The organism is Arthrobacter sp. CAN_A2, from assembly GCF_015752045.1.
Taxonomy (GTDB): domain Bacteria; phylum Actinomycetota; class Actinomycetes; order Actinomycetales; family Micrococcaceae; genus Arthrobacter_D.
Window position 1 is genome coordinate 137,472 of sequence record NZ_JADOUS010000003.1, and the last position, 23,772, is coordinate 161,243.

The window sequence follows — 23,772 nt, forward strand, 5'->3', positions numbered from 1 at the left end:
ACGCGCTAGGCTTTCCCCATGACGAAATGGGAGTACTCCACGATTCCGCTCATCATCCACGCGACGAAGCAGATCCTCGATCAGTGGGGCGACGACGGATGGGAGCTCGTGCAGGTGGTTCCCGGGCCGGACGGCAACGGCCTCGTCGCCTACCTCAAGAGGGAGAAGAGCTAGCAGTGACCGCAGGGAATCCCGTGATCTCGCGGGCCGAGGCACGCCTCGCCGACCTCGGGATCACTCTGCCCGCCGTCGTCCCGCCGGTCGCCTCGTACGTCCCCGCCGTCGTGAGCGGCAACCACGTCTACACCTCGGGACAGCTGCCCTTCATTGACGGCAAACTCCCAGCTTCGGGCAAGGTCGGAGCGGGTGTCGATGCTGCGACCGCGACGGGTCTCGCCGCGACCTGCGCCGTGAACGCGCTCGCAGCGATCAAGGACCGGATCGGTGACCTCGACCGCATCACACGGATCGTGAAGGTCGTGGGGTTCGTCGCCTCGGATCCCTCGTTCACCGGCCAGCCCGGTGTGATCAACGGTGCCTCGGACCTCCTCGGTACCGTCCTCGGCGATGCCGGCGTCCATGCCCGCTCCGCCGTCGGCGTCGCCGTCCTCCCTCTCGACTCGCCCGTCGAGGTCGAGATCATCGCGGAGTTCATCTAGGCCGTGGACCGTCTCAGCACCAGGCTCTTCCCCGTCCATCCGGACCAGCGTTCGGCGGCACAGAGCTGGATCGAACACGGGGAGCGCACACCCCTCAAGGCCCGCCCGGCGTCGTCCGTGGTGCTGCTGCGCGACAGCGCGATCGGCACCGAGACCTACCTCTCCTACCGCCGGGGGCAGTCCCCGTTGGGTGTCATCGGCTTCCCGGGCGGCAGCATCGAGGAGTCCGACGACGACGAGATCCCCTGGTACGGCCCCACGCCGTCGATGTGGGCGAAGACGCTCGGCGTCGAGGACCACCGGATAGCGCGGCGGCACGTCCTGTGTGCCATCCGGGAGCTCTTCGAGGAGACCGGCGTGCTGCTGGCCGGGCCCGACGCGTCGTCGCTGGTCGAGGGCACCCAGGCCAGGGAGTGGATGAAGGCGCGCGAGGCCATCAACGAGGGGGAGTGCCGGTTCACGGACATCCTCAGCCGCCGCGGCCTCGGCGTCCGGACGGACCTCATCAAGCCGCTCTCGCACTGGGTCACTCCGGACTTCGCCCACCGCCGCTTCGACACCCACTATTTCGCGGCCGCGCAGCCCGTGAACCAGGAACCGAGCATCCTCGAGAGCAAGGGTGTCTGGGGCGAGTGGCGCTGGGCCGCGCACGAGGTGACCGACCGCGACACCACACGGCTCGGCGACGAGGTGGGCCAGCCGAATACCGTGGGCTGCACGCTCAGCGAGCTCGCGGTGCCCGCCGTGGAGATCATCCTCGAGAAGATCGGCTCCTCGCGGGGCTGCATCGCCTACCTCTCCCACAAGCGCCCGGTGAAGCTGTACCACCCGGAGCTCTCCGAGCGCGACGGCGACCTCATGCTGCAGGTCGAATGTCCCAAGCTCACGGAGGGCGGGTCGGTTCAGCGCGGGCGCTGACGCCGTCGTCCCGGGCTTCGCCCGCCTTCTGCCCTCCCCGTTCGGCTCGTTGCGCACCTGTGGTGGGTGTCGCGTTGGGAACTAGGGACAGCCAGCCCAGCACCCACCACACCTGCGCACTCGGACGAGGGAGGAGTCCCACCCGGCGCCGAATGGACGCCGACGGTCAGCGGCTACGCTGTCGCAGACGCTGGATGTCGAGGATGACGACGGCGCGCGCCTCGAGGCGGAGCCATCCGCGCTGGACGAACTCGGCCAGGGCCTTGTTGACGGTCTCGCGGGAAGCACCCACGAGCTGCGCCAGTTCCTCCTGCGTGAGTTCGTGCGCCACGAGGACGCCGTCGGTCGCAGGCCGGCCGAACCGGTCCGCGAGATCGAGCAGGGCCTTCGCCACGCGACCCGGGACGTCCGAGAACACGAGGTCGGCCAGCGACTCGTTGGTACGGCGGAGGCGGCGGGCCAGGGCCTGCAGGAGCTGGGCCGAGACCTCGGGCCGGGTCTCGAGCAGCGTGCGCAGGTCCTCGTTCTTCAGGCCGGCCAGGCGCGTCTCGGACACGGCGGTCGCGGTCGCGGTGCGGGGGCTCGGATCGAAGAGGGCCATCTCGCCGAACAGCTCCCCGGGGCCGAGGATCGCGAGGAGGTTCTCCCGGCCGTCCTGGGCCGTGCGTCCGAGCTTGATCTTGCCGGAGACGATGAAGTAGAGCTGATCGCCCTGGTCGCCCTCGCGGAAGACCGACGACCCGCGGGGCAGATCGACCTCGATCAGCTCGTCCGTGAGCGCGGCGAAGACGTCGTCTCCCAGTGATGCGAAGAGGGGTGCCCGGCGCAGTACCTCGATGTCCATTAATTCTCCTGATGCGTCTGTAGTGCGTCGTCCCGCAGCGGTCCCCGCTGTCTTCTCCTGTCCCATCTTGCCGTACCCGAGCGGATGTGACGACTGATACACGCCTCCGCCGCGCGTATTGCGGGCCAGGAGGGCGCATTCCCACCCTTCTCCCACCCTTCGCCGCTAGAATCGCTCGCAGTGCCGGGACCTGCGCAGCCGTCCCGTGTCCATAGCCAGGGGAGAATGTACGTGCCGGAAGTCAGCCTCGCGGAGTTCACCCTCCTCGACATCATCCTGGTGGTGGTCCTCCTCGGATACCTGGTCGCCGGGCTCCGCAACGGGTTCCTGGTCACCCTCGGCGGCATCGCCGGCTTCGTCGCCGGGGCGGTCGCCGCCTTCTTCGCCGTACCGCTGGTCAGCGGGTGGGTGCCGGACAACCCCTGGCGCCTGATCGCGGTCATCGGCACGGTCATCGTCCTCATCATCGTCGGCCAGGGCGTCGGTTCCGCCCTCGGCGCGTCCATCCGCCGCTGGTCCGATTTCCCGCCCCTGCGCGTCATCGACCGCATCCTCGGCGGGGTGGTGAACGTCGTCGTCGCCGCCCTGGTGCTGTCGATGCTCGCCTTCAGCGTCGGGACCCTCGGGGTGCCGTTCCTGTCCCAGCAGCTCGCGTCCTCGCAGGTCATCCGGACCATCGACACGGCGACGCCCGGGCCCGTCCGCACGTGGATGGCGCAGCTGCGGTCCATCGCGGTCGACGACGGCATCCCCACCATCCTCGAGAGCGTCGGGCCCGCCACCCCCGCCGAGGTGCCCGACGCCTCGGTGGACACGCCCGAACTCGCCGACGCCGGGGCGTCGGTGGTCCGCATCACCGGTACGGCCTTCCAGTGCGGCCAGAACCAGACCGGCTCGGGCTTCGTCATCGCGCCCGGGCGCGTCATCACGAACGCGCACGTCGTCGCCGGCGTGGACCAGCCCGTCGTCGAGGTACCGGGAGGTGGCGCGCTGCCGGGCCGGGTGGTGCAGCTCGACGCCGTCCGCGACGTCGCCGTGATCGCCGTCGACAACCTGCAGGCCCCTCCGCTGCCCCTCGGCGAGGAACTGGCGAACGGTTCGACGGCGGCGTTCGCCGGCTATCCCGCGGGCGGTCCCTACCGGATCCAACCGGCGAGCGTGCAGGGTCTGTCACCCGTGCTCGTCAACAACATCTACGGAGCGGACCCCCGGCCGTTGCAGATCTACAGCCTCGCCGCCAACGTGCAGCAGGGCAACTCCGGCGGTCCGCTGCTGGACCTGCAGGGCCGCGTGGCCGGCATCGTCTTCGCGAAGTCCACCGCGGACGCCCCGGTCGGCTACGCGCTGTCCCTCGAGGAACTGCGCCCTATCGCCGAGAGCGCCGGGAGCCTGGACGACACGGTCTCCGCAGGACAGTGCACGCGCGGATAGCCACCTGATCCGCGCGCCCTAGAGCCAGGCGATGGACTGCCCGTGCGGACCCGTGCGGGCCACCGTCCGTCCGTTGTGCTGCAGCACGAACAGGCCGTCCTGCTCGCCGGGCGCAGGCCGCATGGCGCCGGGCACGCCGGTCAGCGTGCGGTGGCCCTCGTGGGACAGCCAGTGCACCGGGCGGGTTCGGTCCGCCGCGAGCCTCAGCATGGTGCCGGCGAAGCGGTCCCGGCCGGCCTGGTCGAGGTAGGCGAGCACTGCACTGTGGAACACGACGACGACGGCGTCCTGCGGGGCGCGCTCGACGAGCGGCTCGATGTGCTCGTTCAGGTCACCCCTGACCAGCAGCGGCGGATCCGCCCGGACCACGCCGAGGGCGGCGCGCAGGCGCTCGGCCCGGAAACCGTGCTCCGGCCAGACGAGCGCCTCGAGCCACCGGACGTCGTCGTCGTTCCGCGCGTCGAGCGGATTCAGGTCGATGCCCGCCCGCCAGGCCACCTCGGGCAGCCGCGAGGGCAGCGGCACGTCCCCGGACACCGCGCACTCGAGGGGAGGGACCGGTGACCCGGCGGTCGGTTCGAGCCTCGGGCCCGGCGTGTAGGCGTACGCGTACCGATCCGGGTAGAGGCAGGCACCGGCCGACGCGCCGACCTCGATGAGTGCGAGCGGACGGCCCTCCACGGCACTGATGGAGGCGAGGAGCGGAAGCAGGACGGCGCACCGTCCGGCCTCGTTGGTCTGGGTGTTCCGGCTCTCCATGACTGCCCGGATGGACGCCCACTCGGCGAGGACGAAGGAACGGAAGGCGGCGTAGTCGCCCAGCGGCACCCCGACGAAGCGTGTCGCACCGAGGAACAGGACCGGCTGGCGTCGGTGGGGCGGCAGGGTGTCGAGGAGGGCGAGGAGTTCGCCGTCGTCGCTGATGCCCGTGCACCACTCGTCGTAGAGCGGCGAGTAGCCTCGCGCCTCCACCTCCGCGAAGCGGTGGTAACGCTCGGCGGTGGTCGCTTCTGTCTCCGACATCGGTCCTCCTGGTCCGCGGATATGTCCCGCCGGTGCATCGACACGGCGCGCGATACCAAATCGTAACCACCAGGACCCCCGAAATACTGCCTGCGCCCCTTCCGGAAGTTAGGCTCGTCACACCTATCAGCGCGTTGGCCGACGCGATCCGCAGGGATACGGGCACATGCGCCAGGAATCACTCGTCACCAGGGAGTAATACATGTCTAACCGAGGCACATCCGTGCGCGGCGCAGGTTTCGTGAGGAAACGCGCTGCGCTCACTGCCGGAATCTCCATCGCCGCACTCCTCCTCACGGGCTGCGTCCAGAGCCAGCGCGAGGAGGACACCGGAGCCGAGGGCGATTCCGCCGTCGACTCCACCTTCGTCTTCGCCGCATCCTCCGACCCGAAGTCCCTCGACCCCGCGTTCGCGAGCGACGGCGAGTCCTTCCGCGTCAGCCGGCAGATCTTCGAGGGCCTCGTGGGCGTCGAACCCGGCACCGCCGACCCCGCACCGCTGCTCGCGGAGTCCTGGGAGACGGCCGAGGACGGCCTGTCCACGGTCTTCCAGCTCAAGGAAGGCGTCACCTTCCACGACGGCACGCCGTTCAACGCGGAGGCCGTCTGCTTCAACTTCGACCGCTGGTACAACTGGACCGGCATCCAGCAGGCCGAATCGACGTCGTACTACTACGGGTCGCTGTTCCGGGGCTTCGCCGACAGCCCCGAGGAGGCCGTCTACAAGTCCTGTGAGGCCAACGGGGACAATGAAGTCACCATCAACCTCGCCAAGCCGTTCGCCGGGTTCATCCCCGCGCTGTCGCTGCCGGCCTTCGGGATGCAGAGCCCGACGGCGCTCGAGGAGTACGCGGCCGACGACATCGGCGGCACCGCAGAGGCCCCGTCGCTGAGCGAATACGCCCTCGGCCACCCCGTGGGCACGGGTCCCTTCAAGTTCGATTCGTGGAACGTCGGCCAGCAGCTCGAGATCTCGATCTACGACGACTACTGGGGCGACAAGGGCCAGATCACCAAGACGATCTTCCGCATCATCGACGATCCGCAGGCACGCCGCCAGGCCCTCGAGGCCGGGGACATCGACGGCTACGACCTCGTCGCTCCCGCCGACACGCAGTCCCTCAAGGACGCCGGCTACAACATCACCGCCCGGGACCCCTTCACGATCCTCTACCTGGGCATGAACCAGGCCATCCCCGAGCTCAAGGACCCGAAGGTCCGCGAGGCCATCGCCCACGCGATCGACAAGGAAGCCCTCGTGGCGCAGACCCTGCCCGAAGGCACCAAGGTCGCCACGCAGTTCATCCCCGACGTCGTCGACGGATACAACGAGGACATCACCACCTACGATTTCGACCCCGAGCGCGCCAAGGAACTGCTCGCCGAGGCGGGCTACCCCGACGGCTTCGAGGTCACGTTCAACTACCCGACGAACGTCTCCCGTCCGTACATGCCCACGCCGGAGCAGGTCTTCACCAACCTGCAGGCCCAGCTCAGCGACGTGGGCATCACGGTCAAGCCGGCTCCCGCCGCCTGGTCGCCCGACTACCTGAACCAGATCCAGGCGACGCCCGACCACGGCCTGCACCTGCTCGGCTGGACGGGCGACTACAACGACACCGACAACTTCATCGGCGTCTTCTTCGGTCAGGAGAAGCAGGAGTTCGGCTTCGACAACCCCGAGCTCTTCGCGGCCCTCGACGAGGCCCGTGGGATCAGCGATCGCGACGAGCAGACCGAGCTGTACAAGGAGATCAACGAGCAGATCGCCGAGTTCAACCCGGCCATCCCGCTCGCCCACCCCGCTCCGTCGCTGGCGTTCGCGCCGCGCGTCACCTCCTACCCTGCGAGCCCCGTCAACGACGAGGTCTTCACGGACATCGAGCTGAGCGAGTAGCACCACCACGCAGCGCGGGCCGGCCACTGATCCCGGTGGCCGGCCCGTGCTGTCCTACCCCCGCCCGGCATCCCGGTTCACCCGGAAGGATCCCCAGTGTTACGCGTCATCGGTAAGCGGCTAGCCCTGCTCATCCCCACCCTGTTCGGCCTGTCCATCCTGCTGTTCCTGTGGGTGCGCAATCTCCCCGGCGGCCCGGCCACCGCCCTGCTCGGTGAGAAGGCCACTCCGGAAGCCATCGCCCGGATCAACGAACTGTACGGGTTCGACCGCCCGCTGATCACCCAGTACCTGACCTATATGGGCAAGCTGCTCCAGGGGGACTTCGGGGTCTCGATCAACACCGGACGCCCCGTGCTGGAGGAGTTCGCCACCCGGTTCCCGGCCACCGTCGAACTGACGATCGTCGCCCTGATCTTCGCCATCGGCGTCGGTGTGCCCCTCGGCTACCTCGCGGCGAGGCACAACGGCCGGTTCATCGATCACAGCTCGGTGGTCCTCAGCCTGATCGGAATCACCGTCCCGGTCTTCTTCCTCGCGTTCATCCTCAAGTACCTGTTCGCGATCCAGTGGTCGCTCCTGCCCCCGGACGGACGGCAGGACCCGCGGATGGATGCCACGCACTACACACAGTTCTACGTGCTGGACGGCCTGCTGACCGGTGAGTACGACGCCGCCTGGGACGCATTCCTGCACCTGATCCTGCCCGCGCTCGCCCTCGGCACCATCCCGCTGGCGATCATCGTCCGCATCACGCGTGCCTCGGTCCTCGAGGTGCAGAACGCGGACTACGTGCGCACCGCCCGCGCCAAGGGGCTCAAGGAGAGCACCATCCGCGGCAGCTTCATCCTGCGGAACGCGATGCTCCCCGTCGTCACGACGATCGGCCTCCAGCTGGGCCTGCTCATCTCCGGTGCGGTGCTGACCGAGACGGTCTTCGCCTTCAACGGGATCGGCCGGTTCCTGCGGGACGCCATCTTCGGGCTGGACTACCCGGTCCTCCAGGGCTTCATCATCTTCATCGCCGTCCTCTACGCGCTGATCAACCTGATCGTCGACCTCTCCTACTCCGTCATCGACCCGAGGGTGCGTGTGCAATGAGTACCATCCTGCCCCCCGCCGCCGGCGGCTCCGTGGCCCCGACCGATCCCGCCGTCGACACCGGGCGCGGCACCGGCCTGTGGAAGGACGCCTATCTCCGGCTGCGCCGGAACCCCCAGGCGATCGTCGGCGCCGTCATCATCGGGCTCTTCCTGCTCGTGGCCATCCTCGCCCCAATCCTCGCGCCCTACGGCGGCGACGAGCTCCCGGGACGCACGTCCATCACCCCCACCAGCATCCCCGGTCCGGGCGAGATCGACGGATTCCCGCTGGGACTGGACCGCTTCGGCGGAGACGTCCTCAGCAAGCTCATCTGGGGCGCCCGGGCGTCACTGCTGATCGGCGTCGTCTCGACGGCGCTCGGCCTCGCGGGCGGCATGCTGCTCGGCGTCCTGGCCGGCGGCCTCGGCGGCTGGGTGGACAGCGCGATCATGCGGTTCGTGGACATCCTGCTGTCCGTCCCCAGCCTCCTCCTCGCCGTCAGCATCGCCGCGATGCTGGGCCAGAGCACCTATGCGATCATGATCGCCATCGGCGTCTCGCAGATCCCCATCTTCGCGCGGCTCCTGCGCTCCACGATGCTGTCGCAGCGGGGCGCCGACTACATCCTCGCGGCGCAGACCCTCGGCCTCAGCCGCCGGACGATCACGATGAGCCACCTGCTGCCGAACAGCATGGGGCCCGTGATCGTGCAGGCCACCCTCAGCCTCGCCACCGCCGTGATCGACGCTGCTGCGCTGGCCTACCTCGGCCTCGGTGGCGGGCTGCCGCAGACCGCCGAGTGGGGACGCATGCTCACCTACGCGCAGGCGGAGCTCGGCGTCGCCCCGCAGCTCGCCTTCCTCCCGGGTGCGTGCATCGTCATCACGGCGCTGGGCTTCACCCTGCTGGGCGAGTCGCTGCGCGAGGCCCTCGACCCGAAGACCCGCATGAAGTAGCCCCTTCCGATGCGGACTACGCGGCCACCAGCCTCCGGGCCGGTGGCCGCTCCCGCGTCCGGGCGGTCAGCGGGCGTGCACGTCCAGCCGCTGCGGGTCCGTCAGGAGACCGCCGTCCCAGCCGCCCGTCGTCGCGGCGGCGTCATACGTGGCTCGCAGGAACGCGAGCAGCGCCGCATCCGGGTCGGCAGCCGTGCGGACGGCTTCGTAGGGCAGGAGGAACTGGCGGAAGTCGGTGCTGTACGATGCACCCCCGACGCCGATCTGCACGTCGCGGTAGCCCTCGGGTTCCGGGTAGGCGTACGAGTAGAACGCGCCTTCCTCGCCGCCGCCGGGCCAGAATCCGCAGCTCGAGAGTTCGTGCGAGTAGCCCTCCTCCATGACCCAGTCCGCGCAGTTCGGGGCGCCCCCGGGATGGGTGGGTGCCGGCCGCCCCGAGAACCGTGTGCAGGCGAGGTCCATGCCTCCCCAGAAGAAGTGCACGGGGCTCACCTTGCCGAGGAACTCGGCCCGGAAGCGCGTGAGGACCCGCTCGGCCTGGATGAGCTGGTGCCAGAACGCCGTGACGGCGACGGGATCGTAGGATGCGTGCTCGTGGTCCTCGGCGAAGGGCACGGCCGGATCCACCTCCGTCGGGACCGGCCGGATCGGTGCGTCGATCCGCAGCCCGGCGAGCGCCGCCATGGTCCGCTCGTGGAACCGGGCCACGGACTGCGGTTCGAGGGGGACGCTGCGGTCCTCGCCCGAACTGGTGCGCACCAGCAGGCGGTGGTCCACGACGTCGAACTCCAGGTCGAACATGCCGTTGCCGTAGGGGATCGACGACGTCCCCCAGCCGCGCGGCGTCACGTAGAACGGCACCTGCCACCAGTGGTTGATGAGGGGAGCGTGGGCCATCCGGACCTTGCCGACGACCTGGAACCACAGGTGCAGCGTGTCCCGGGTGTCGTGCCAGTCCTCGACCCGGAGTCCGGGCCAGCCGCCTGCCGTCGTCGTCCCGCTCATGGTGCCCTGCCCGCTCATGGTGACCTCCGGCGTCATCGTGTGCTGCCAATCTATGCGCCCGTCCAGGTGCTCGTACAGGGAGGGACGATGCGAGGCCGGGGCCGCTTGCTAGGGGGGCAGCGACGGACCCCGGCCGAGGCGGAACGCGTACGCTGTGCGCGTTCCTCTCCGGGGCTACCCCGGGGCACGCAGACCGACCGGCACAGGGCGCCTCTGGCGCCCGACTGCGCTCCGCGCAGCTCAGCGCCCGAACAGAGGGACAGGTCGGCCGGGGTCCGTCACACCGCCTCAGGGAGACACATGCAGGTTCGGCAGGGGGAGCCATGAACGAGACCGGTCCGATCCCGGGCGACGACGACCCGACGGGTCCCGCCACGGCGCGCCGTCGCGGCGGGCGCCATGTGCCGTCTCCGCGGTCGACGCGGGGCTCGGCCACGCTGGGCCGTGAGCCCGCCCCGGGCGCCCCGGGCCTCTCGCTCCTGCTGGCCTACGCCTTCCTCGCCGCTCCGGACTGGCGGCAGGAGGAGCTGATCGCGGTGGGCGCCGTCCTCCTCGGCGCACGACGGCGCTGGCTCGGCCCCCTCGCCCGCGGCGTCCTGACCGGCTACCCGAGGCGGCCCGTCGGCGCTCCCCGGGAGCTGGCCCGCTGGATCGCCGCCCAGCCTGCCTTCACGGACGCGATCGCCAGGGCGTCCGCCCGCGGGATGCCCATCAGCCCGGCGCGTTACCTCACCGCGGTCACGGAGGGGCCGGCCCCGGCCGGATCCGCCCCGGGGAGCGCCGTGGCGACACCCGGCACGAGGGACCTCGCCTGGCTCGCGCGGGAGCTGCGGCTCACCCCGGGAGAGCTCGACTGGTTCGCGGACACCCGGCATTGGAATCGACGCGCCGCGAGCCGGGCGTTGCACCACTACCGGTACGAGTGGCGCGTGCGCCCGGGACGCGTGCCGCGGCTCCTGGAGGTCCCCGGGATCCGCCTGCGGACGGTGCAGCGCCATGTGCTCGACCACATCCTGGCCCCGATCCCGCTGCACGATGCAGCGCACGGATTCGCGCCCGGACGCAGTGCGCGGACGGGTGCGGCGGTGCACACCGGCGCCGACGTCGTCGTTGCCCTCGACCTGGTCTCCTTCTTCGCGCACATCACACCGGGCCGGGTGTTCGGGGTCTTCCGCCAGGCGGGCTTCCCGGAGGCGACCGCCCACGCCCTCACCGGACTCTGCACGCACGAGGTCCCCGACGCGGTGCTGCAGTCGATGCCCGACGGCGGCGGCAGCGGTGAACGCTTCGCCCTGCGGCAGGCGCTGCGGGCCGCGCACCTGCCGCAGGGGGCGCCGTCGTCGCCGGCGCTCGCCAACCTCGCCGTCCGGCGCCTCGACGCCCGGCTGGCCGGCTGGGCTGCAGCGGCCGGGGGAAGTTACACGCGGTACGCCGACGACCTCGCCTTCAGCAGCCCGGCACCCCTCGCCCGGCGTGCCGACGCGTTCATCCGCGGTGTCGAGCGCATCGTCGTCGCCGAAGGCCATGCCGTGAACCGGCCCAAGACCCGGGTGAGCGGCGCCTCGGTCCGGCAGACCGTGACCGGCGTCGTCGTGAATGCGCGCACCAACGTGGCCCGCACGGACTACGACGCCCTCAAGGCGATCCTCCACAACTGCCGCGTGCACGGTCCCGAGTCCCAGCGCCGCGGGCAGGCAGACTTCCGGGCGCACCTCGCCGGGCGCATCGCCCGGGTGGAGTCCCTGAACCCGCAGCGGGGACGCCGGCTCCGGGACGCGTTCGAACGGATCCGCTGGTGACGGGTACTAGGAGGCCAGCTCGCCGATGTTGAGCTCGTTGCCCGGGATGGACGCGAGAAGCTTCCGCGTGTACGGGTGGCGGGGGTTCTGGAAGACCTCCTCCGAGCTGGCCGCCTCGACCAGTTCGCCGTCCTTCATCACGCAGACGTAGTCGGAGATGAGCCGCACCACCGCGAGGTCGTGCGAGATGAACAAGTAGCTGAGGCCCAGCTCCGACTGCAGGTCACCGAGGAGCTTCAGGATCTGCGCCTGGACCAGCACGTCGAGGGCGGACACCGGCTCGTCGCACACGATCAGCTCCGGCTTCAGCGCGAGGGCACGGGCTATCGCGACGCGCTGCCGCTGCCCGCCCGAGAGCTCCGCAGGGTAGCGGCGCAGGGCGTTCTGCGGCAACGAGACCTGGTCCATCAGTTCCCGGACCCGGGCCGCGCGCTCCTTCTTCGACCCGCGCTTGTAGGCGTTGAGGGGTTCCTCGACGATGCGCTCGATCGTGAACATCGGGTTCAGCGAGGAGTAGGGGTCCTGGAAGATGGGCTGCACGCGCTGCCGGAAGTCGCTCAGCTGCGCCTTGTCGAGCGTTGCGACGTCCATGCCGTCGAACGTCATGGTGCCCGACGTCGGCTCGACCAGCTTCAGCAGCATGCGCGCCGTCGTGGTCTTGCCGGAGCCGGACTCGCCGACGATCGCGACGGTCTGCCCGCGCGGGATATCGAGGGTGACGTTCTTCGCCGCGTAGAAGTCCTCCGTGCTGCCACGCCGCTTGTACACCTTCGTGAGGTCCCGGATCTCGACGATGTTCGCGGGAGCAGCGGGCGTCCCGCCGGCCGCGGGCGGTGCCGGTCGGTGCGACGACGACGTCGCCGCATGGGCGCCGTCGACCGCGTGGAGGGCGGCAGGGCGGGGGGCGTCGGAGCTCTCCGGGGCCGGCCCGCCGTCGTGCCCGGAGCCCTGCTCCGCGAGGACCGCGTCGGCGGGCACCGTCCGGCTCGCGGCGTCCGCGGTGAACGCGCCCGGGCTCAGGCGGACGGCGGCGACGCTGGGGGCCGCGCGCACCAGCGACTGCGTGTACGGGTGCTGCGGATCGTTGAGCAGCTGATCGGCCGGCCCGGTCTCGACGACCCGGCCGCGGTGCATGACCACGAGCTGCGAGGCGCGCTCGGCGGCGAGGCCGAGGTCGTGGGTGATGAGGAGCACCGACGTTCCCAGCTGCTCCGTCATGATCTCGATCTGGTCCAGGATGGTGCGCTGCACCGTCACGTCCAGGGCCGACGTCGGCTCGTCGGCGATCAGCAGGCGCGGCTGGCAGGCCAGGCCGATCGCGATGAGCGCCCGCTGGCGCATGCCGCCCGAGAACTCGTGCGGGTACTGCTTGGCGCGCTCGCCGGCGTCGGGCAGCCCGGCCGCGGTGAGGACCTCGATCACGCGCTGCTTGACGTTCTTCTTCGTGGCCATCCCGTGGACGAGGAGGGTCTCACCGACCTGCGTGCCGATCTTCGTCACCGGGTTGAGGTTGGACATCGGGTCCTGCGGGACGAGGCCGATCGCCCGACCGCGGATCGACCGCATCTTCGCCTCGGGCAGGGTCGCGAGGTCCTGGCCCTCGAAGAGGATGCTGCCGGAGGTGACCCTGCCGTTGCCCGGCAGCAGGCCGATGCAGGCCATCGCGGTCGTCGACTTGCCCGAGCCGGATTCGCCGACGATCGCCAGGGTGCTGCCGCGCTTCAGGGTGAAGCTCGCCTCCTCGACCGCCTGCACCGCGCCGTGGGTGGTGCGGAAGCTCACCGCGAGGTTCCTCACCTCGAGCAGGGGTGCGTCGGGGTTCTCGGGCTGCGCGGCCGTACTTTCGGCGGGAGTGATGTCCGTCATAGGACCATCGTGCCCTATGGTCCGGGCGATCGGTGTCCTGGCGGTACGTGCCCGGGCTAACTTTCCGGTATCGGTGCGGCGTCGGGGTCCGTCGCGGTGAGCCGCCCGGCGAGGTGGTCGACGGCGAGCCGGTAGCCGTCGATGCCCGCGCCGACGATCACGGCGTCGGCCACGCCGGAGATGTACGAGTGGTGCCGGAAGGCCTCGCGGCGGTGCACGTTGCTGATGTGGACCTCGACCACGGGCAGGCCGACGCCCGCGAGCGCGTCACGGATGGCGATCGAGGTGTGCGTGTAGGCCCCGGCGTTGATGACGATGCCGTCCGCCGTCGTGCGCGCGCCGTGGATGGCGTCGATGATCCCGCCCTCATGGTTGGACTGCAGCGCGCTGGCGGTGCAGCCGCGCGCCCGCGCGGTGTCCGAGGCAAGGCGGACGACGTCGTCGAGCGTCGCCGTCCCGTAGACGTCCGGTTCCCGCGTGCCGAGCAGGTTCAGGTTCGGTCCGTTGATCACGAGGATGGTGGGCGTGCGCGGGGTCATGCCCTAACTATGCCGCACCGGCACGGCGGACGAGGCGGCCGCCACCGGATCGGCGAGCCGGGACCGCAGGCGCACCGCGCCGAGCGCGCCGGCCACCGTGACCAGGCTCATCGCGGCCAGGACGACGCCGGGGTGCCACCATGCGCCGTCGGTGGCGATGCCGAACCGCTGCGTGACGGACGGCGCGAAGCCGGCGACGATCGCGGCGATGCTGTAGGCGAAGGACAGCGCGGTGAACGCCGTCGCCGGTTTGAAGAGGTCCGCCATGAGTCCGCCGAGCGCCGCCCAGCTGGCGGTCGGGAGGATGCCGCCGAGGATGATCGCCGCGATGTACACCGGTTCGGTGGCGATGCTGATGACCCAGTACAGCGGGAACGCGATGAGCGCTGTTCCGAGCGCGCCACCGGCGACCACCCGCGCGGACCCGACGCGCATCGCCAGGTAGCCGAACGCGGGGATGGTCACGAGCTGCAGGACGGACCCGACGAGCGCTGCGTTCAGGACGGTCTCCTGGGACAGGCCGAGGGTCGCGGTGCCGTACGCCTGCGTGTAGGTGACCATCAGGAAGTAGGAGCCGATGCCCAGCACGGCGGAGGCGATGGCGATGGCGATGGCGGTGGGCTGCGACCTGAGGACCTCGAGGAAGGGGACGCGGGGGAGCGCCTGCTCGCGGCTGGTCTCCCTGAAGACGGGCGTCTCGTCGATCGCGAGCCGCAGGTAGATCGCGACGGCGAGGAACGGGAACGCGAGCAGGAACGGGATGCGCCAGCCCCAGGTGGTCATGACGTCCGGCGCGAGGACGGCGAGGGCCAGGAAGATGGCGGAGATCAGCATGGTGCCCACGGGCGAGCCGAGCTGGGGGATGGAGGCGTACAGGGCCCGCTTGCGCGGCTCCGCGTGCTCGGTGGCGATGAGGATGGAGCCACCCCATTCACCGCCGAGCGACAGGCCCTGCAGGAGGCGGAGCACGGTGAGGATGATCGGCGCCCAGACCCCGATGGTGTCGTAGTCCGGCAGGAGTCCCACCGTGCCGGTCGCCAGTCCCATCAGCGTGATGGTCAGGATCAGCGTGCGTTTGCGGCCGATCCGGTCGCCGAGGTGGCCGAAGAGGATGGCGCCGAGCGGGCGGGCCACGAAGCCCATCGCGAAGACCAGGAACGCCGAGAGGGTCCCGGCCACGGGATCCTGTGCGGTGAAGAACACCGTGTTGAAGACGAGCGCTGCCGCCGTGCCGAACACGTAGAAGTCGTAGGACTCGAGGGCCGTCCCGACGAAGGACGCGCCGGCGACGCGGCGGGCCATGCGCGGATTCGGGACGGGAGGCTGCTGCAGGGTTGTGGACACGCTGAAATCATCCTCTCGCCCCGAAGCACCGGCCACCTTTCAGGACGAACGTCACACCCGCGCCGCCCCGGCCCGGCTGGGCTCAGGAGGGCAGGGGTGCGCGGCGGCGGGCGTCGATGATCGCCCGTCCGGCCGTCGTGAGGGACCCGGTCACGGACGCGGGGTCTCCCATGAAACCGTGCACCATGGCCCCGTCGCGCAGCATGATGAGCTGGTCCGCGACGACCTCGGGTCCTTCCACGGCGAGCTCGGTCAACAGGTCCGTGACCACCGCGTGCAGCCAGGCCCGGTACTGCCCGACGGCGTTCCTCACGATCGAGCCCTCCGCGGGGTACTCCGCGGCCGCGTTGATGAACGTGCACCCGCGGAAGCCGGGCCGGCACGCCGCATCGCCGTTCGCGGCCGCCAGCCCGAGCAGGATCCCGCAGGCATCCGAACCGCCGGTGCGCTCCCGGTCGACCGCCACCTGCAGCAGGCGCAGCTGGTCCTCGAGGTATGCGACGACGAGGTGGTCCTTGGACGGGAAGTGGCGGTAGAAGGTCACCTTCGTGGTGCCGGCATCGGCGATGACCCGGTCGGCGCTGACCGAGCGGATGCTCGCGGCGTCGAACAGGCGGGTCGCCGACGCGAGGATGCGCTCGCGGACGGGAGGGTGGGCGTTCATCATGCTCCATTCTGCGGCCGGCGTGCCGATTTGGCGGATGTAGAGTTACTAGTTAGTCTACATAGTCGGTAAGGGCATCCGGCCCCCACGACGAAAGGATCGACACCATGAGTGCTCTCTACACGGCAGTGGCGACGGCGACCGGTGACGGCCGCAACGGCAAGGCACGGACCGACGACGGCCAACTCGTCGTCGACCTCGCGGTCCCCACGGAGATGGGCGGCGCGGGCGGGGCGACCAACCCCGAGCAGCTCTTCGCCGTCGGTTACGCGGCCTGCTTCCACAGTGCACTCAAGCTCGTCGCGGCCCGCACGAAGGCCACGATCAGCGAGACGGCGGTCACCGCGGAGGTCAGCATCAACCCTGCGGACGGCGGCGCGTTCCAGCTCGCCGTCGCCCTGCACGCCGAGATCGGCGGAGTGGACCAGGAGACCGCGGACCGGCTCGTGGAGCAGGCGCACCAGGTGTGCCCCTATTCGAACGCCACCCGCGGGAACATCGAGGTCATGGTCGACGCCACGATCGGCTGATCCGTTCCGGAGACGAGGAAGGCCCCCGCAGTTGCGGGGGCCTTCCTCGTCTCCGGGCTGCTACTTCCGCAGCGACACGGCGATCTGCTGCATGATCGTCGGATCGGACAGCGTGGTGGCGTCGCCGACCTCCCGGCCCTCCGCGACGTCCTTGAGCAGGCGCCGCATGATCTTCCCGCTGCGGGTCTTCGGCAGTTCGGGGACCACCAGAATGTTCCTCGGCTTCGCGATCGGGCCGATCTCCTTGGCGACGTGGTTGCGCAGGGTGGTGACGATGTCGTCGTCGTCCTTCGCTGAGCCGCGCAGGATCACGAACGCGACGATCGCCTCGCCCGTCGTCTCGTCGGCCGCCCCGACGACGGCGGCCTCCGCCACCGAGGGGTGGCTGACGAGGGCCGACTCGATCTCGGTGGTCGAGAGGCGGTGGCCCGAGATGTTCATGACGTCGTCGACGCGGCCGAGGAGCCAGATGTCGCCGTCGGCGTCCTTCTTCGCGCCGTCGCCGGCGAAGTACATGTCGTCGAAGCGCGACCAGTAGGTGTCCTTGAACCGCTGGGGGTCACCCCAGATGCCGCGCAGCATCGCGGGCCAGGGCTCGCGGATGACGAGGTAGCCGCCGGCGCCGTTCGGGACGGATTCGCCCATCTCGTCGACGACGTCGATCGCGATCCCGGGCACGGCGACCTGCGCCGAGCCGGGTTTGGTCGAGGTCACACCGGGCATGGGGGCGATCATGTGCGCCCCGGTCTCGGTCTGCCACCAGGTGTCCACGATCGGCGCCTTGCCCCCGCCGATCACGTCCCGGTACCACATCCAGGCCTCCGGGTTGATGGGCTCCCCGACGGAGCCGAGCACGCGGATCGAGGAGAGATCGTACTTCTTCGGGATGTCCCGCCCCCACTTCATGAAGGTGCGGATGGCCGTGGGCGCCGTGTAGAGGATGCTCACCTTGTACTTCTCGATGAGTTCCCACCAGCGGCCCTGGTGCGGGGTGTCCGGCGTCCCCTCGTACATGAGCTGGGTGGCGCCGTTCACGAGGGGCGCGTAGGTGACGTAGCTGTGCCCCGTGACCCACCCGATGTCCGCGGTGCACCAGAAGACGTCGGTCTCCGGACGCAGGTCGAAGGTGTTGCGGTGGGTGAACGCGGTCTGGGTGAGGTAGCCGCCGGTCGTGTGCAGGATGCCCTTCGGCTTCCCCGTGGTTCCCGAGGTGTAGAGGATGAACAGGGGGTGCTCGGAGTCGTGCCCGACCGCCGTGTGGTCGTCCGAGGCGTTGTCGACGACGTCGTGCCACCAGAGGTCGCGCCCTTCCGTCCAGGCGACGGGTTCGTTGTTGCGGCGGACCACGACGACGTGGGACACGGTGTGGCCTTCCCCCTCGAGGGCGCCGTCCACGGCCGGCTTGAGCGCGCTCGGCTTGCCGCGGCGGTACGTGCCATCGGCGGTGACCACGAGCTTGGCCTCGGCGTCGTCGATGCGGCTGCGGAGTGCCTCGGCGGAGAAGCCCCCGAAGACCACGGAGTGGACGGCCCCGATCCGGGCGCAGGCGAGCATGGTGACGACGGCCTCGGGGATCATGGGCAGGTACACGGCCACACGGTCGCCCTTCTGCACGCCGAGGGATTCGAAGGCGTTGGCGGCCTTCTTGACCTCGTGGGTCAGCTCCGCGTACGTGATGGTGCGCGTGTCCCCGGGCTCGCCCTCGAAGTAGATGGCCACGCGGTCGCCCAGGCCGGCCTCGACGTGCCGGTCGAGCGCGTTGTAGGCGGCGTTCACGGTCCCACCCACGAACCACTTGGCGAACGGCGCGTCCGACCAGTCGAGGGTCTGGGTGAAATCGCGGTCCCAGGTCAGCAGTTCGCGGGCCTGCCGGGCCCAGAATTCGGTGCCCTCTTCACGGGCCTCGTCGTAGAGCGACGGCTGCGCGACTGCCTGCGCCGCGAACTCCTCGCTCGGCGGGAAGCGGCGCTCCTCGTGCAGCAGGTTCTCGAAGGCGTCGCCTTGTCGTTCGGCGGTCATGATCTACCCCTTTGTGACGTGGTCGGTAACGGACAGAAGAAGCGGGGTGCGACCGTCCGGTGCACCACCACGTGCTCTAGGGGAACCCTATCGAGTTCTCCCCGGCGGAGTGTGCCCGCCGTCACAGGACCTAGCCGAACTGCGGCGATTGTGCGATGAGCGGCGCGGTGCCGGCACCCGGGCTCGGTGGAGATGGTGTTGGCCGGTGGCTAGGGTGGAGGAAGGCAATCGATGTCGGAGCCCGTTGGTGCTCCGCCTCACACCAGCGCCATGAACGGGAGTACATCATGACCGAAGCATCCGAGGAACATCGCAGCACGGACCACGGGCCGGCCGGCGGCGCGGAACGGTCCTCGTCATCCGTCCAGCAGGCGGCGCCCGCCGGGCCGTCCACCGAGAGCCGCCCCGTCGGCCGGAGCCAGGCCCTCGTGGGACCCTTCACACTGCGGGAGGTCCTGTTCGGCGGCAGCGTGGTGCTCGTCTTCATCGGCACCCTGCTGCCGTTCATCGACGGGATCGTGCGGTACGAGAACTTCTGGAACACCGCGCCGCTCTTCTTCGTCGGGATCGGGATCCTGCTGCCCGTGATCGCCCTGGCCCTCGTCGCAGGACGCCGCCTCGGAAGCTCGGGGCTGCGTGTCGGCTCCCTGTCGGTCGACCAGTTCGCGTCGGTCTCGGCCGTGCTGGCCACCACCTACTTCTTCCTCCAGACGGTGACCGCGTTCCACCTCGGGCCCCTGGTGGCCCTGATCGGCGCGCTCGGCATGCTGGCGGCGACCGTCCTCGCACCGTTCCTGCCCGTCCTCAAGGAGGACTTCGCCGATCGCCCCGAGGTCCCGGCCCACCCGGCCGCGCGCTCCATCACCGCGGCTCGGCCGCGCCCCGCCAAGCCGGCGAAGCCCGCTTCCGGGGAGTCTGCGGGCACGACGGCGGATGCCGCCGCGACAGCCGGCCCCGCGAAGGACGCCGCCGCGATAGAAGCCCCCGCCAAGGACGCCGCCGGGTGGGCTCCCCGGTTCGGCCGGAAGGACAAGGCCGGGGTGAATCCCGCCGCCGCGGCCGTGCTGCAGAACGGTGCCGGCCTGTACGGGGCCGGGGGAGCGGGCGCCGTGGGCGCCGGCGCTGCCGCCTCGGGCCAGTCGGGGATGGCGCCCGGCTCGGCGAAGGCCGCGGCGTCCGCCCGGACGTCCGACGATCCGTCCGCGCACACTTCCCCGCACACCCCCGACGACACGGCAGACGACGCGTCCGGAGACACGTCCACCGACGTCTCCGCCGGCGCATCGGAGGACTCCGCGCGCGCAGCGGGCACGTCGGAGGGCGGCGCCCACGCCGTCGAGAGTCGCGACACGGTGGAGGACGAGAGTTCCTCCACCGCACCGCACCCGTCGTCCGCGAGCGAGACCCGGGTCCACGAGGTCGTCCGGGACGAGCCGACCCTGACCGACGCCGCACCCTCCGCCGAGGAGCGGAAGCGCCAGGAGCCGATCACCGCGACCCGCTCGGCGGAGGAGGAGCCCGTCGTCGAGGCGTTCTGGTTCGCCGTCGGGTCCCCCCGTCCGGTCTTCGACGAGCAGACGGGCCGTGAGGTCTTCACCCTGCAGCCCGGCGACTGGGAGGTCGGCATCGAGGACCGCGGCCACGAGTTCCTCGTGCAGGACAAGCGGACCGGCTCCGTCGGCATCCTCAGGGATCTCCGCAACATCGAACGCGCCCCCCAGGACTGATCCGCCCGGCCGCTGCGAAGCCAGTGGACAGCAGTACTGAAAGGAACACGCGAGTGGCAGGCAGGAAAGTGCAGGTCGACGAGGAGTCGCCGGTCGCCCTGAAGCGGCGGGCCCGGAAGATCAACCGGATCCTCGGCGAGACCTACCCCTATGCGGTGGCCGAGCTCGACTTCGGGAACGCATTCGAGCTGCTGGTCGCGACGGTGCTGTCCGCCCAGACCACGGACGTGCGCGTGAACCTCACGACGCCGGCGCTGTTCGCGCGGTACCCGGACCCGCGGTCGCTGGCCGAGGCCGAGGAGAGCGAGCTGCAGGAGATCATCCGGCCCACGGGGTTCTACCGCGCGAAGGCCAACAGCCTGCTCGCGTTGTCCCGACGCCTGGTCGACGAGTTCGACGGCGAGGTGCCGGACACCCTGGATGACCTGGTGACCCTTCCCGGGGTCGGCCGCAAGACGGCCAACGTCGTCCTGGGAAACGCCTTCGGCATCCCCGGGATCACGGTGGACACGCACTTCGGCCGGCTCGCCCGCCGCTTCCGGTGGACGACGTCGGAGGATCCGGTGAAGGTCGAGCAGGACGTGGCAGCCCTGTTCGAGCGCAAGGACTGGACGATGCTCTCGCACCACGTCGTCTTCCACGGCCGTCGGATCTGCCATGCCAAGAAGCCTGCGTGCGGTGTCTGCCCGGTCGCCGCACTGTGCCCGTCCTACGGCGACGGCGAGACGGACCCGCTGAGGGCGGCGAAGCTCCAGAAGTACGAACTCGCGCCCGGTCGGGAGGACCTGCTCGAGTCGATGCGCGCCGGACGGACCCGGTCCGAGCTCCGCGAGGCCGGGCACGGGCTGGGTGCCTAGCGCCGCACGCCTGCCGTCCGCGCCGGGACGCCGTGGCGAGTGCCGGTCCCCGGATGCCCGCGCGGGGGCCCCCGTGCGACCTGCGGGGGTCCGGCGGTGACGGCGCGCGACGAGCTCGCCCGCTGGGTGGGTTCCCTCCAGGTGTCGATGGCCCTCGTGCGGGCGGACGGCTGGCAGTTCGCGACCCTCGATCCCGCGAAGAGCCGACGAGCCGCCGTCCTCATCCTGTTCGGGACGAGGGCCGACATGCCTCCCGCTTCACCGCCGCGGACGGCACCCGACGACGTCGACCTCCTCTTCCTGATGCGTGCCAGCTCCCTCGCCCACCATCCCGGGCAGGTGGCGTTCCCCGGCGGGACCATCGACGCCGAGGACCTGGATGAGGGCGCTGCGGCGCTGCGGGAGGCGCGCGAGGAGACCGGGGTGGATTCCGACGGCATCGAGATCCTGGGTACGCTGCCCGAAGTAGGGCTTCCCGTCAGCAATTTCATGGTCACGCCGGTCCTCGCGTGGTGGAGGGAGCAATCCCCGGTCCATGCGGTGGACACGGCGGAGTCCGAGCTGGTCTTCCGGTGTCCCGTGAGCACGCTCCTGGACCCCTCACTCCGGAGGACGGCCGTCGTACGGCGGAACGGCTTCGTGAGCAGGACCCCCGCCTTCCTCACCCCGGACGCCGTGATCTGGGGATTCACGGCGATGCTCCTGGACGCGATCTTCGACGGGCTCGGCTGGACGAGGCCGTGGGACCGGTCTCAGGAGATCCCCGCACCGCTGTGAGCCGACCCGGCCCCGTGGCGCTCGTCGGGAGCTCGGCGATCCTGCCCGGTGCATAGCGGTCCCTGGGGAACCGGGGAGTGTCGCCAGACCGACGGCGGTCTCGAGGCGCCCCGTGGCCTGCCCGGGCGGCTACTTGGCGTCGGCGTAGGAGGTGACGGTGACCGTCGAGATCGAGAACTCGATCGGGATCTCCCCGAAGAGCAGCCGGGTCGCGGCCCGTGCGGCCTCGTCGAGGATCGCTGTCGCTTCGGCGCCCCGCTCCTCGGGGACGTGCAGGACCACTTCGTCGTGCAGGAAGAACGCGATCCGGCCGCGCGGTTCCGGGATGGCACTCTCCGCGAGCCGCCTCCGGATCTCCGCGAGCCAGCACAGGGCCCACTCCGCCGCGGTCGCCTGGACGACGAAGTTCCGGGTGAAGCGTCCGCGGGCCCGCGCCGCGGCCTCCGCGCGCCGCTGTTCCTCCGCCGTCGTCGAGCGTTGCCGTGACCGCCACTCCTCCGATGCGGGAGGACAGCCCCGGCCGAGGTGGCTCGACACGCCGTCGCCGGATTCCCCCGCCCGCGCGGCGGCTTCGACGACGCCGATGGCCCGCGGGTACGCGCGCGTCAGCTGGGGCATCAGGCGCCCGGACTCGCCGCTCGTCGCGCCGTACATGGCGCCGAGCATGGCGAGTTTCGCCTGCGAGCGGTCGCCGCCGAAGCCCTGGTCGGCGATGCCCTGGTAGAGGTCCCTGCCCTTGGCCGCCGCGGCGAGCGCCGAGTCCTGTCCGAGGGCGGCGAGAACCCGTGGCTCGAGTTGCGCGGCGTCGGCGACGACGAAGACATGACCCTCATCGGGACGGACGGCGTCGCGGACCTGCCGCGGGATCTGCAGGGCGCCGCCGCCGCGGGAGGCCCAGCGTCCGGACACCACTCCGCCCACCACGTATTCCGGCCGGAAGCGCCCGTCCCGGATCCAGGAGTCGAGCCAGTTCCAGCCGTTCGCCGTCAGGAGCCGCGACAGCTTCTTGTAGGCGAGCAACGGCTCGATGGCCGGGTGCTGCTGCTGTTCGAGCTCCCACGACCGCGTCGTCTTCACCTCGATACCCGCCCGGTGCAGGGCCCGCAGGACCTCCTGCGGGGAATCCGGGTTGAGCGCCGGACTGCCCAGAGTCCGGCGCAGTTCGCCGACGAGTTGCTCGAGCCTCGCCGGACGGACGCCCTCCGCGGGCCGCGGGCCGAGGGTCCGTTCGAGGAGGTCCTCGTGCACGTCCCTGCGCCAGGGCAGCCCCCAGTGCTCCATCTCGGATGCGATCAGCGCGCCGGCGGATTCGGCGGCGACGAGGAGGTTCAGGCGCCCGGGGTCGGAGGCCCCGGCGATGGTGGAGAGCTGGTGGGCGAACTCCTCGACGACGTCGTCGAGGAGGGGGCCGGTGGTCTCCTGCGGCTCGTCGAACAGCGAGTGCTGGTTCGGCGGGGGCGGGGGTGGGAGAAGGGTCCGGGGTGGTTCGGTGCCGTCCGCCGTGAGAGCCGCGGCCCGGATCGACGCCAGATAGGGCGAGGGCGGGCAGGACGGGGCGTTCGCGAGGAGGGCGCGGGTGAGGCCGATGTCGCGGCAGCGGTCGACGTCGACCCCGGCCGACAACAGGCCGGGGTACCAGAGCCTCGTGCCCGCCCAGACCCACACCGGCCGCCGGGCGCGCGCCTGCGCGACGGCGGCGGGAAGCCGCTCGCGGTCCACCAGCATCGGCTCACCGATGCGCGCGCCGGTGGTATCCAGGGGCTGCAGCGACACGGCACCGCGGCTGTCGCGGGTCGATGCCCCAGGCGCCACGGCGATGTACATCTCCATATCA

The 23,772-nt window shown here is 70.7% G+C and carries 21 protein-coding genes; 12 read left to right on the top strand and 9 right to left on the bottom strand.

The annotated features are described in order from the left end of the window. Positions 1–18: 18 nt before the first annotated feature. Genes IWX63_RS05040 through IWX63_RS05050 form a run of 3 tightly spaced genes read left to right on the top strand, consistent with a single transcriptional unit; the run spans position 19 to position 1,577 of the window. Positions 19–174, top strand: a complete 156-nt coding sequence (locus IWX63_RS05040; protein ID WP_137370103.1) for a DUF4177 domain-containing protein — start codon at positions 19–21, stop codon at positions 172–174. Between the two features lie 2 nt (positions 175–176). Next, on the top strand, positions 177–659 hold the full coding sequence (locus IWX63_RS05045; RefSeq protein ID WP_334685647.1) for a RidA family protein: 483 nt from the start codon (positions 177–179) through the stop codon (positions 657–659). Positions 660–662: 3 nt separating this feature from the next. Next, positions 663–1,577 carry an NUDIX hydrolase gene (locus IWX63_RS05050; RefSeq protein WP_199277070.1) on the top strand — a complete coding sequence of 305 codons (915 nt, stop codon included), beginning with the start codon at positions 663–665 and terminating at the stop codon, positions 1,575–1,577. A 166-nt stretch (positions 1,578–1,743) separates the two neighbouring features. Here IWX63_RS05050 and IWX63_RS05055 read toward each other — a convergent pair whose 3' ends face one another. Continuing rightward, positions 1,744–2,421: a Crp/Fnr family transcriptional regulator gene (locus IWX63_RS05055; protein WP_199277071.1), complete on the bottom strand. Its 678-nt coding sequence runs from the start codon at positions 2,419–2,421 to the stop codon at positions 1,744–1,746. Between the two features lie 225 nt (positions 2,422–2,646). Between IWX63_RS05055 and IWX63_RS05060 the strand changes: the two genes are divergently transcribed. Continuing rightward, a complete protein-coding gene (locus tag IWX63_RS05060) occupies positions 2,647–3,852 on the top strand; it encodes a MarP family serine protease (RefSeq protein ID WP_199277072.1) in 1,206 nt (401 codons plus the stop codon). Between the two features lie 18 nt (positions 3,853–3,870). Here the strand turns inward: IWX63_RS05060 and IWX63_RS05065 are convergent, their stop codons facing one another. Beyond that, positions 3,871–4,875: a DUF2332 domain-containing protein gene (locus IWX63_RS05065; protein WP_199277073.1), complete on the bottom strand. Its 1,005-nt coding sequence runs from the start codon at positions 4,873–4,875 to the stop codon at positions 3,871–3,873. 202 nt (positions 4,876–5,077) lie between these two features. Here IWX63_RS05065 and IWX63_RS05070 point away from each other — a divergent pair, with 202 nt between their 5' ends. The 3 genes from IWX63_RS05070 to IWX63_RS05080 all read left to right on the top strand — a co-directional run bounded on the left by IWX63_RS05070 (position 5,078) and on the right by IWX63_RS05080 (position 8,811). Further along, positions 5,078–6,772 (top strand): ABC transporter substrate-binding protein, encoded by a 1,695-nt coding sequence (locus IWX63_RS05070; RefSeq protein ID WP_199277074.1) that lies wholly within the window; start codon positions 5,078–5,080, stop codon positions 6,770–6,772. Positions 6,773–6,868: 96 nt separating this feature from the next. After that, the gene (locus tag IWX63_RS05075; protein WP_199277075.1) at positions 6,869–7,873 is read left to right on the top strand and encodes an ABC transporter permease; all 1,005 of its coding nucleotides are present in this window, start codon (positions 6,869–6,871) and stop codon (positions 7,871–7,873) included. Next, complete coding sequence (locus IWX63_RS05080) at positions 7,870–8,811, top strand: ABC transporter permease (protein ID WP_199277076.1); 942 nt, start codon at positions 7,870–7,872, stop codon at positions 8,809–8,811. The genes IWX63_RS05075 and IWX63_RS05080 overlap by 4 nt, the downstream gene beginning before the upstream one ends. 66 nt (positions 8,812–8,877) lie before the next feature. Here the strand turns inward: IWX63_RS05080 and IWX63_RS05085 are convergent, their stop codons facing one another. Continuing rightward, positions 8,878–9,852, bottom strand: a complete 975-nt coding sequence (locus tag IWX63_RS05085) for a DUF5996 family protein (protein WP_334685648.1) — start codon at positions 9,850–9,852, stop codon at positions 8,878–8,880. A gap of 287 nt (positions 9,853–10,139) precedes the next feature. Between IWX63_RS05085 and IWX63_RS05090 the strand changes: the two genes are divergently transcribed. After that, complete coding sequence (locus tag IWX63_RS05090; protein ID WP_199277077.1) at positions 10,140–11,615, top strand: reverse transcriptase family protein; 1,476 nt, start codon at positions 10,140–10,142, stop codon at positions 11,613–11,615. A gap of 6 nt (positions 11,616–11,621) precedes the next feature. Here the strand turns inward: IWX63_RS05090 and IWX63_RS05095 are convergent, their stop codons facing one another. The 4 genes from IWX63_RS05095 to IWX63_RS05110 all read right to left on the bottom strand — a co-directional run bounded on the left by IWX63_RS05095 (position 11,622) and on the right by IWX63_RS05110 (position 16,031). After that, on the bottom strand, positions 11,622–13,481 hold the full coding sequence (locus tag IWX63_RS05095) for a dipeptide ABC transporter ATP-binding protein (RefSeq protein WP_199277078.1): 1,860 nt from the start codon (positions 13,479–13,481) through the stop codon (positions 11,622–11,624). A gap of 56 nt (positions 13,482–13,537) precedes the next feature. Further along, entirely contained in the window at positions 13,538–14,020 is a 483-nt protein-coding gene (aroQ, locus tag IWX63_RS05100) for a type II 3-dehydroquinate dehydratase (RefSeq protein WP_199277079.1), read from the bottom strand. 3 nt (positions 14,021–14,023) lie between these two features. Further along, complete coding sequence (locus tag IWX63_RS05105; RefSeq protein ID WP_334685649.1) at positions 14,024–15,364, bottom strand: MFS transporter; 1,341 nt, start codon at positions 15,362–15,364, stop codon at positions 14,024–14,026. Positions 15,365–15,446: 82 nt separating this feature from the next. After that, positions 15,447–16,031 carry a TetR/AcrR family transcriptional regulator gene (locus tag IWX63_RS05110; protein WP_199277080.1) on the bottom strand — a complete coding sequence of 195 codons (585 nt, stop codon included), beginning with the start codon at positions 16,029–16,031 and terminating at the stop codon, positions 15,447–15,449. Positions 16,032–16,135: 104 nt separating this feature from the next. Here IWX63_RS05110 and IWX63_RS05115 point away from each other — a divergent pair, with 104 nt between their 5' ends. Next, positions 16,136–16,558 carry an organic hydroperoxide resistance protein gene (locus IWX63_RS05115; RefSeq protein ID WP_334685650.1) on the top strand — a complete coding sequence of 141 codons (423 nt, stop codon included), beginning with the start codon at positions 16,136–16,138 and terminating at the stop codon, positions 16,556–16,558. 60 nt (positions 16,559–16,618) lie between these two features. On the opposite strand, the gene acs is transcribed toward IWX63_RS05115, so the two are convergent. Then, positions 16,619–18,577: an acetate--CoA ligase gene (gene acs, locus IWX63_RS05120; RefSeq protein ID WP_199277081.1), complete on the bottom strand. Its 1,959-nt coding sequence runs from the start codon at positions 18,575–18,577 to the stop codon at positions 16,619–16,621. A gap of 287 nt (positions 18,578–18,864) precedes the next feature. Between acs and IWX63_RS05125 the strand changes: the two genes are divergently transcribed. The 3 genes from IWX63_RS05125 to IWX63_RS05135 all read left to right on the top strand — a co-directional run bounded on the left by IWX63_RS05125 (position 18,865) and on the right by IWX63_RS05135 (position 21,938). Then, positions 18,865–20,304 carry a hypothetical protein gene (locus tag IWX63_RS05125; protein WP_199277082.1) on the top strand — a complete coding sequence of 480 codons (1,440 nt, stop codon included), beginning with the start codon at positions 18,865–18,867 and terminating at the stop codon, positions 20,302–20,304. A gap of 53 nt (positions 20,305–20,357) precedes the next feature. Further along, a complete protein-coding gene (gene nth / locus IWX63_RS05130; protein WP_334685651.1) occupies positions 20,358–21,161 on the top strand; it encodes an endonuclease III in 804 nt (267 codons plus the stop codon). 96 nt (positions 21,162–21,257) lie between these two features. Beyond that, the gene (locus IWX63_RS05135; protein WP_334685652.1) at positions 21,258–21,938 is read left to right on the top strand and encodes an NUDIX hydrolase; all 681 of its coding nucleotides are present in this window, start codon (positions 21,258–21,260) and stop codon (positions 21,936–21,938) included. Between the two features lie 129 nt (positions 21,939–22,067). Here the strand turns inward: IWX63_RS05135 and IWX63_RS05140 are convergent, their stop codons facing one another. Then, positions 22,068–23,762, bottom strand: a complete 1,695-nt coding sequence (locus IWX63_RS05140; RefSeq protein WP_199277083.1) for a bifunctional 3'-5' exonuclease/DNA polymerase — start codon at positions 23,760–23,762, stop codon at positions 22,068–22,070. Positions 23,763–23,772 lie beyond the last annotated feature (10 nt).